The sequence below is a fragment of the Kitasatospora purpeofusca genome (assembly GCF_034043715.1).
GTDB classification, from domain to species: Bacteria; Actinomycetota; Actinomycetes; order Streptomycetales; family Streptomycetaceae; genus Kitasatospora; species Kitasatospora purpeofusca_A.
Map to the genome: position 1 here is coordinate 1 of NZ_JAXCLC010000140.1, position 7,677 is coordinate 7,677.

The 7,677-nt window shown below is 73.7% G+C and carries 8 protein-coding genes and 1 riboswitch; of the genes, 7 read left to right on the plus strand and 1 reads right to left on the minus strand.

From position 1 onward, the window contains the following. Positions 1-154: 154 nt before the first annotated feature. Both SM793_RS35930 and SM793_RS35935 read left to right on the plus strand, forming a co-directional pair. Positions 155-1,045, plus strand: a complete 891-nt coding sequence (locus tag SM793_RS35930) for an AAA family ATPase (RefSeq protein WP_413816111.1) — start codon at positions 155-157, stop codon at positions 1,043-1,045. Positions 1,046-1,151: 106 nt separating this feature from the next. Continuing rightward, a complete protein-coding gene (locus SM793_RS35935) occupies positions 1,152-1,985 on the plus strand; it encodes an Fpg/Nei family DNA glycosylase (protein WP_320443339.1) in 834 nt (277 codons plus the stop codon). Between the two features lie 93 nt (positions 1,986-2,078). Here the strand turns inward: SM793_RS35935 and SM793_RS35940 are convergent, their stop codons facing one another. Next, positions 2,079-2,468, minus strand: coding sequence for a metalloregulator ArsR/SmtB family transcription factor (locus SM793_RS35940; RefSeq protein ID WP_320443340.1), 390 nt, complete (start codon positions 2,466-2,468; stop codon positions 2,079-2,081). 82 nt (positions 2,469-2,550) lie between these two features. After that, a riboswitch (cobalamin riboswitch) is annotated at positions 2,551-2,744 on the plus strand. Positions 2,745-2,775: 31 nt separating this feature from the next. Here SM793_RS35940 and SM793_RS35945 point away from each other — a divergent pair. The 5 genes from SM793_RS35945 to SM793_RS35965 all read left to right on the plus strand — a co-directional run bounded on the left by SM793_RS35945 (position 2,776) and on the right by SM793_RS35965 (position 7,159). Beyond that, positions 2,776-3,918: a HoxN/HupN/NixA family nickel/cobalt transporter gene (locus SM793_RS35945; RefSeq protein WP_320443341.1), complete on the plus strand. Its 1,143-nt coding sequence runs from the start codon at positions 2,776-2,778 to the stop codon at positions 3,916-3,918. A 64-nt stretch (positions 3,919-3,982) separates the two neighbouring features. Continuing rightward, a complete protein-coding gene (locus tag SM793_RS35950; RefSeq protein WP_320443342.1) occupies positions 3,983-5,089 on the plus strand; it encodes an aminopeptidase P family protein in 1,107 nt (368 codons plus the stop codon). Positions 5,090-5,155: 66 nt separating this feature from the next. Continuing rightward, entirely contained in the window at positions 5,156-5,719 is a 564-nt protein-coding gene (efp, locus tag SM793_RS35955; protein WP_320443343.1) for an elongation factor P, read from the plus strand. A gap of 4 nt (positions 5,720-5,723) precedes the next feature. Beyond that, the gene (nusB, locus tag SM793_RS35960; RefSeq protein ID WP_320443344.1) at positions 5,724-6,161 is read left to right on the plus strand and encodes a transcription antitermination factor NusB; all 438 of its coding nucleotides are present in this window, start codon (positions 5,724-5,726) and stop codon (positions 6,159-6,161) included. 158 nt (positions 6,162-6,319) lie between these two features. Beyond that, complete coding sequence (locus SM793_RS35965; RefSeq protein WP_320443345.1) at positions 6,320-7,159, plus strand: thioesterase family protein; 840 nt, start codon at positions 6,320-6,322, stop codon at positions 7,157-7,159. The last annotated feature ends 518 nt before the right edge of the window (positions 7,160-7,677 follow it).

A 7,677-nucleotide genomic window follows, 5' to 3' on the forward strand; every position in this document is an offset into this window, starting at 1 on the left:
GGGGGGGGGGGGCCCCCCCCCCCCCCCCCACCGCCGTGTAGTGTCCCGCTGAAGGAAGTCGGGAGGTGCCGTGACGCAGTACGCCGGGGGTGGATCCGTCCCCCCACGTCCCGTCGCTCCGCCGGTGCCGGGGTATCCGGTGGCGGCCGGGTCGGTGCCTGTTCCGGTGGCCGGGTCGGTGCCGGTCGCGGTGGCGCCGGTACCTGTTCCGGTGGCCGTCGCGGTGCCTGTCCGGGTGGTCGCGCCGGTGCCCGTCCCGGTGGCCGCCACGACCGACTCCTCGGGGCCACCGACCGTTCCGCTGCCGGTGCTCCCGTCCCCTCCGCCCGCTCCCGCTCCCGTCCAGGCCCCGGCCCCCGCTTCGGCCGCGCCGCCCGCCCCGGCCCCGGCCCCGGCCCCGGCGCCCGCCGGGTCCACCGGGCACTTCCTGCTGCCCTCCGGCGCGCCCGTCCAGCTGCCCGCCAGGACGCCGCAGCAGCACACGCCCGCCGGCCCGATCGCGGTGCTGCTGATCGGTCCGGCCGGCGCCGGCAAGACCACCGTCGCCCGGCACTGGGCCGAGCGGCGTCCCACCCCGACCGCGCACATCAGCCTCGACGACGTCCGGGAGTGGGTACAGTCCGGCTTCGCCAACCCGCAGTCCGGCTGGAACAACGCCTCCGAGGCGCAGTACCGGCTGGCTCGCCGGACCTGCGGCTTCGCCTGCCGCAACTACCTCGCCAACGGCATCTCCTGCATCATCGACGACGCGGTCTTCCCCGACCGCCCGGCGATCGGCCTCGGCGGCTGGAAGCGGCACATCGGGCCCGGCATGATCCCGGTGGTACTGCTGCCCAGTCTCGACTCGGTGCTCCACCGCAACGCCCGGCGCAGCGGGAACCGCCGGCTCGGCGACGAGGAGGTGGCCCGGATCCACGGCCGGATGGCCGGCTGGTACAACTCCGGGCTGCCGATCATCGACAACTCCCACCTCGACGTGGCCGCGACCGCCGCCGAACTCGACCGGGTGATCCTGGCCCGGCTGATGGGCATCCCGGTCCGCTGAGGGGCACCGGGCCGGTGCCCAGGGGGCCTGGTGGCCGGGCGGGTCCGTCGGTGCCGGCTGCGATGATGGACGGGTCCTGAACGTTCCACCGGGGGGAGCCGCGCCCGTGCCGGAAGGCCACATCATCCACCGCCTCGCCGCCGAGAACCACCGCGCCTTCGGCGGCCGGGCGGTCCGTGCCAGCAGCCCGCAGGGGCGGTTCGCGGACGGCGCCGAGCTGATCGACGGACGGGAGCTGGAGGCGGCGGAGGCTGTCGGCAAGCACCTGTTCCTCGGCTTCGGCGAGGACGCCTGGGTGCACATCCACCTCGGCCTGTACGGGGGCTTCACCTTCGGCGCGATCGGCGACGGCCCGGTGCCGGCGCCGGTCGGCCTGGTCCGGCTGCGGCTGGAGAACGACGAGCACGTCGCCGATCTGCGCGGCCCCAACACCTGCGCGCTGATCACCGGCGCCGAGAAGGCCGCGGTGGCCGCCAGGCTCGGGCCCGACCCGCTGCGCGCCGACGCCGACCCGGACGCCGCCTGGCGGCGGATGGCGGCCAGCCGGACGACGGTCGCCGCGCTGCTGATGGACCAGAAGGTGCTGGCCGGGGTGGGGAACGTCTACCGCGCCGAGGTGCTGTTCCGGCACGGCATCGATCCGCACCGGGCCGGGCGCGAACTGCTCCGGGCCGAGTGGGACGCGATCTGGGCCGACCTGGTCGCGCTGATGCGCGAGGGCGTCGGCGCGGGCCGGATCGACACCGTGCGCCCCGAGCACACCCCCGAGGCGATGGGCCGACCACCCCGGGTCGACGACCACGGCGGCGAGGTGTACGTCTACCGGCGGGCCGGGATGCCGTGCCTGGTCTGCGCCACCGAGGTCCGGGCCGAGGAGCACGCCTCCCGCAACCTGTTCTGGTGCCCGTCCTGCCAGCCGGCGGGTACGCCGGTTCGCTGACCGGTTCGCACCCCCCGCTCGCCGTCCGGCTCGTCGGCCGGGCGAGGTAGGTCGGGCGGGCGGGGTCGGGCGGGCGGGGTAGGTCGGGCGGGGTCAGCCGGTCGCGGCGTCGTGTTCGGGGTGGGCGGGAGTGTCGACGGCGCACGCGTCCAGCAGGGGGCGCAGGTCCGCGTCCACGAGCCGGTAGCGCACGACACGTCCCTCCTTCTCACCGGTCACCACCCCGGCCGTCCGGAGCAGCCGCAGCGCCTGGGAGACGGCGGGGTCGCGCATGCCGGTGGCGACCGCCAGGTCGGTGACGGCGAGCGGCCCGGTGCGGTGCAGCGCGAGCAGCAGGGCGAGGCGGCCGGGGTCGGCGAGCAGCGAGAAGCGCTCGGCCCAGGAGCGGACGTGGGCGGTGTCGCCGATCGCCGCGATGGCCTCGCAGACCCGGTGCCCGTCGATGGTGCGGTGGCCCGCGCGGTCGGCCGGTACGAGATGCATACGGGTCATTCTCGCAGGCGGACGCTGTGATCCTGGACACCTGCGCAGGTGCGCAGCCTTGCAAGGGTCGCCGCCCGCCCCCTACGGTGTTGCTCGCCGTGGTGCTCGGGAAGACCGGTGACGGACCCTCAGGGGTCCCAGTCCGGAGCGGCCCTCGCCACTGTGATCGGGGGAGAGTGTCCGTACCCACATCGCCACTGGGCGCCTCGCGCGGCTGGGAAGGCGGGTACGGGAGCCCCGTCAGCCAGGAGACCGGCCGCGGCATCTCACGAAGTATTTCCACGAGGTGCTGGAGCGTGATCCCAGGATGACCCTGCCCGAAACCGTCGCCGCCCCGGCGGCGCCCACCGCCCTGCCCACCTTCCGATGGCGGCGGGAGGACACCGTACGGACCGCCGGCCTGATGGGCGTGATCCTGGCCATGCACGTCGCGGCCTTCGGAACGCTGATCTTCCTGGTCGCGCCGGAGAAGTACGAGGTCGGCACCCAGGTCTTCGGGGTGGGCCTGGGCATCACCGCCTACACCCTCGGCATGCGGCACGCCTTCGACGCCGACCACATCGCGGTGATCGACAACACCACCCGGAAGCTGATGGCGGACGGCAAGCGGCCGGTCTCGGTCGGCTTCTGGTTCGCGCTCGGGCACTCCTCGATGGTGGTGCTGATGGCCGCCCTGGTGGCGGGCGGTGCGCAGCTGGCCGGCACCCTGATGGACGACGAGTCCACCACTCACCAGTGGCTGGGCATGGTCGGCACCTCGGCCTCCGGGGCCTTCCTCTACCTGATCGGCGCGCTCAACCTGGCCGCGCTGTTCGGCATCCTCAAGGTCTTCCGCTCGATGCGGGAAGGCCGGTTCGACGAGGCCGAGCTGGAGGACCACCTCAACTCGCGCGGCCTGCTGGCCCGGGTGCTGAACCGGGCCACCCGCTCGATCACCCGCCCCGGCCAGATGTTCCCGGTCGGCATGGTGCTCGGCCTGGGCTTCGACACCGCGACCGAGGTCACCCTGATGGTGATGGCGGGCTCCGGCGCGGCCTCCGGCCTGCCCTGGTACGCGATCGTCTGCCTGCCGCTGCTGTTCGCGGCCGGCATGAGCCTGTTCGACACTTTGGACGGCACCTTCATGAACTTCGCCTACCAGTGGGCGTTCTCCAACCCGGTGCGCAAGGTGTACTACAACCTGACCATCACCGGACTGTCCATCGCGGTGGCGTTCATCATCGGGACGATCGAACTCGTCGGCGTCCTGCACGAGAAGCTGGACCTCACCGACCCGGTGACCGGCTGGATCGCCGACATCACCCTGGACAACGTCGGCTACGCCATCGTCGGCCTGTTCCTCGTCGTCTGGGCCGCCGCCATCGCCTACTGGCGCCTCGCCGGCGTCGAGCAGAAGTGGGCCGCCCCCGCCCCCGCCCCCGCCCCGGCGCCGGCGGGCGGCGCCGAGTAGCCCTCCGGGCCCGGGTGGGGGCGTTCGGCGGGCGGATCGGGGGCGGGCTTCGTAGGCTCGACGCATGGCTGATGCGTACGCGGGCCGGCGGGAGCGGTTGCGGGATCACTGCGGTGCGTCCGGGACCGAGGCGGCGCTGATCACCCGGGCGGCGAACGTGCGGTACCTCACCGGGTGTCCGCCGTGCGGGGCGACCCTGCTGCTCACCCGGGACCGGGCGCTGCTGGTGCTGCCCGACGACCTGCCGCCGGACGACACCGGGGAGCACCTGATCCCGCCCGAGGTGACCCGGCTGGAGGTGGCGGCCGGCGCGGACACCGCGCTGGCCGCGGCCGGCGCCGCGGCGGAGCTGCGGGTGGCCGGACTGGCGGTGGAGGAACACGACCTGACGGTCACCCGGCACCGGGCCGTGGCCGGGCTGGTCGAGGGCACCCGGCTGGTGGACGTCGGACAGGCGGTCGAGCGGCTGCGGGTGGTCAAGGACGAGTACGAGATCGCCGATCTGCGGATCGCCGCGGAGATCGCCGACCAGGCGCTCGGCGAGCTGCTGGAGTCCATCCTGGTCGGCCGGACCGAGCGGCACCTGGCGATGGAGCTGGAGCGCCGGATGATCGACCACGGCGCGGACCGCGCGGCGTTCCCGGTCTCGGTCGGCACCGGCAGCCACTCCGGTCAGCAGGCGCACCAGCCCACCGACCGCCGGGTCGAGGAGGGCGACTTCCTGACCGTGGTGCTCGGCGCCCGGTACCGGGGCTACGGGGTCTCGACCGCCCGGACCTTCGTGATCGGCGCGGCCCCGGCCCCCTGGCAGGTCGAGCTGCACCGGCTGGTCTTCCGGGCCCAGCGGGCCGCCCGGGAGGCGCTCGGGCCGGGGGTCGAGCAGCACGTGCCCGACCAGGCGGCGCGGGAGATTCTCCGCTCCGCCGGGCACACGGAGACCTCTCCGCACCCGGTCGGCCACGGTATCGGGCTGGAGATCCGGGAGGCACCGCGTCTCGGCCCCACGGACATGGGTAAACTGGACAGCCGCGTGCCGGTCACTGTCGGCCCGGGGGTCCACCTCCCGGGACGCGGCGGGGTCCGGATCGAGGACACGCTCGTCGTTCGCCCCCTTGAGGAGGGCGGGCCCGAGCTGCTCACCATCACCACCAAGGAGCTCCTCGCCCTGTGACACGGGTGTGTCCCAGGACGCGACCCCTTGGTTCCTTGACAGCTATATCCAGGAGTAAGTGCGCCCGTGGCTTCCACGAACGATCTCAAGAACGGCATGGTCCTCAAGCTGGACGGCGGGAAGCTCTGGTCCGTCGTCGAGTTCCAGCACGTCAAGCCCGGCAAGGGCCCGGCCTTCGTGCGCACCAAGCTCAAGGAGGTCCTGACGGGCAAGGTCGTCGACAAGACCTTCAACGCCGGTACCAAGGTCGAGACCGCCAACGTCGACAAGCGCACGATGCAGTTCTCGTACAAGGACGGCGAGAACTACGTGTTCATGGACATGGACACCTACGACCAGCTGACCATCGAGCCGAACGTGGTCGGCGACGCCTCCAAGTACCTGCTGGAGGGCTTCGACGCGCTCGTCGCCGTGAACGACGGCGCGGTGCTGTACATCGAGCTCCCGGCCGCCGTCGAGCTGGTCATCGCCGAGACCGAGCCGGGCGTCCAGGGCGACCGCTCCACCGGTGGCACCAAGCCGGCCACGCTGGAGACGGGCGCCGAGATCCAGGTGCCGCTGTTCGTCACCACCGGCGAGAAGGTCAAGGTCGACACCCGCGACGGCAGCTACCTCGGCCGGGTGAAGTAAGTCCGTGTCGTCCGCACGCACCAAGGCCCGTACGCGCGCCTTCCAGATCCTGTTCGAGGCCGACCACCGCGGGGTCGACCCGCTGACGGTCCTCGCCGACTGGGTGGCCCGGGCCCGGGAGCCCAAGCCGGACGAGGGCACCCCGCAGGTCGGTGAGTACACCATGGAGCTGGTCGAGGGGTACGTCCAGTACGCCCGCCGGATCGACGAGCTGATCTCGCAGTACTCGGTCGGCTGGACGCTCGACCGGATGCCGATCGCGGACCGCAACGTCCTGCGGCTCGGCGCCTACGAGCTGATCTGGGAGGACAGCGTCCCGGACGCGGTCGTCGTCGACGAGGCGGTGGAGATCGCCAAGGAGTACTCCACCGACGACTCCCCGGCGTTCGTCAACGGCCTGCTGGCCCGCTTCATGGAGCTCAAGCCGAGCATCCGTCGCTGAGGCGCGTACCCGTACCGACGGCCGCCGGACCGGAAACGGTCCGGCGGCCGTTCGGCGTGTTCACCCGTTCGGCGTATGGTGGCCCTACTCGCCAGTAACCTGGTGCTCCGGCGGCCGCGCCCGCCGGCGACCCCGTAGTGAAGGGCAGGCCACCCCCCATGACCACGGCGATCCGCAGCGAGTTCGACCAGGGCATCGCCCTCACCCAGCACGCCGACGAGCCCGGCCGGTACGACGGCGAACTCGGCGCCGGCTGGCAGATCGGCGGCGGCGTCAACGGCGGACTGCTGCTGGCCGTCGCCGGCCACGCGCTGTCGCTCGCGCACACGGCCCGCCCCGAGAGTGCCGGCCACACCGACCCGGTGTCGATCAGCGGCTACTACCTCTCCGCCGCCACCCCCGGACCGGCCACCGTGCGCACCGACGTCGTCCGCACCGGCCGCACGCTCTCCACCGGCACCGCCGCGCTCAGCCAGGGCGGCGTGGAACGGCTGCGGGTGCTCGCCACCCACGGCGACCTCGCCACCCACGACGGCGAGGTGCGGACCAGCGCCACCCCGCCGCAGCTGCCGCCGCCGGACCAGTGCGTCGGCGTCGAGCACGCGCCCGCCGAACTCATCGCGCAGGCCGCGCTGCTGGAACGGTTCGACATGCGGCTCGACCCGGCGACCATCGGCTGGGCACTCGGACAGCCGTCCGGCACCGGCCGGATCCAGGGCTGGTTCCGGCTCGCCGACGGCCGCGAGCCCGATCCGCTGCTGCTCCTGCTGGTCGCCGACGCGCTGCCGCCGGTCACCTTCGACCTCGGGAAGCCGGGCTGGGCGCCGACCGTGGAACTGACGGTGCACCTGCGGGCCAGGCCCGCCCCGGGCTGGCTGCGGGTCGTGCACGCGACCCGGAACCTGGCGGGCGGGTACTTCGAGGAGGACGCCGAGGTCTGGGACGAGACCGGCCGCCTGGTCGCCCAGTCCCGGCAACTGGCCCGCGTGCCCAGGTAGCTCGCCCGCTCGCCTCCGGGGCGCTTTGGTCCGGTGCCGACGGTCGGCGCTCCGATGCCCCTTCGTTCCTCAGGGGCCTCCTCGCTTCTCCCTCTCGGCACCGGCGCGCCCCTTCGGCTCGGGGCGGGAGTCGCCCGCTTGTGGGGGGAGTCTCGGGGCGGGAGTCGCCCGCTCGTCGGGGCAGCGGCGCCGCTCGGGTGGGGGCGTGCGGTGGGGGGTGTGCGCGGGCGTGGATGGCCGAAACGGTGTGAGCGGGTGGGCACGGGGTGTGACGACAGCGCCTCGCGCGGGGCGGATGCGCGGGGCGCGACCGCTCGGGCGCACAACCGTGCGTGACTCCAAACATCTGATTCACCCTCGGTTACAGTCCTGTGACACGTCGTACGTGTGCGCCACGCGGGGCGGGGGAGGACAAGGTCGGCGGTGCACCTGCCGCCGGGGGCCCCCCCCCCCCCCCCCCGCCCCCCCCGCCCCCCCCCCCCCCCCCCCCCCCCCCCCCCCCCCCCCCCCCCCCCCCC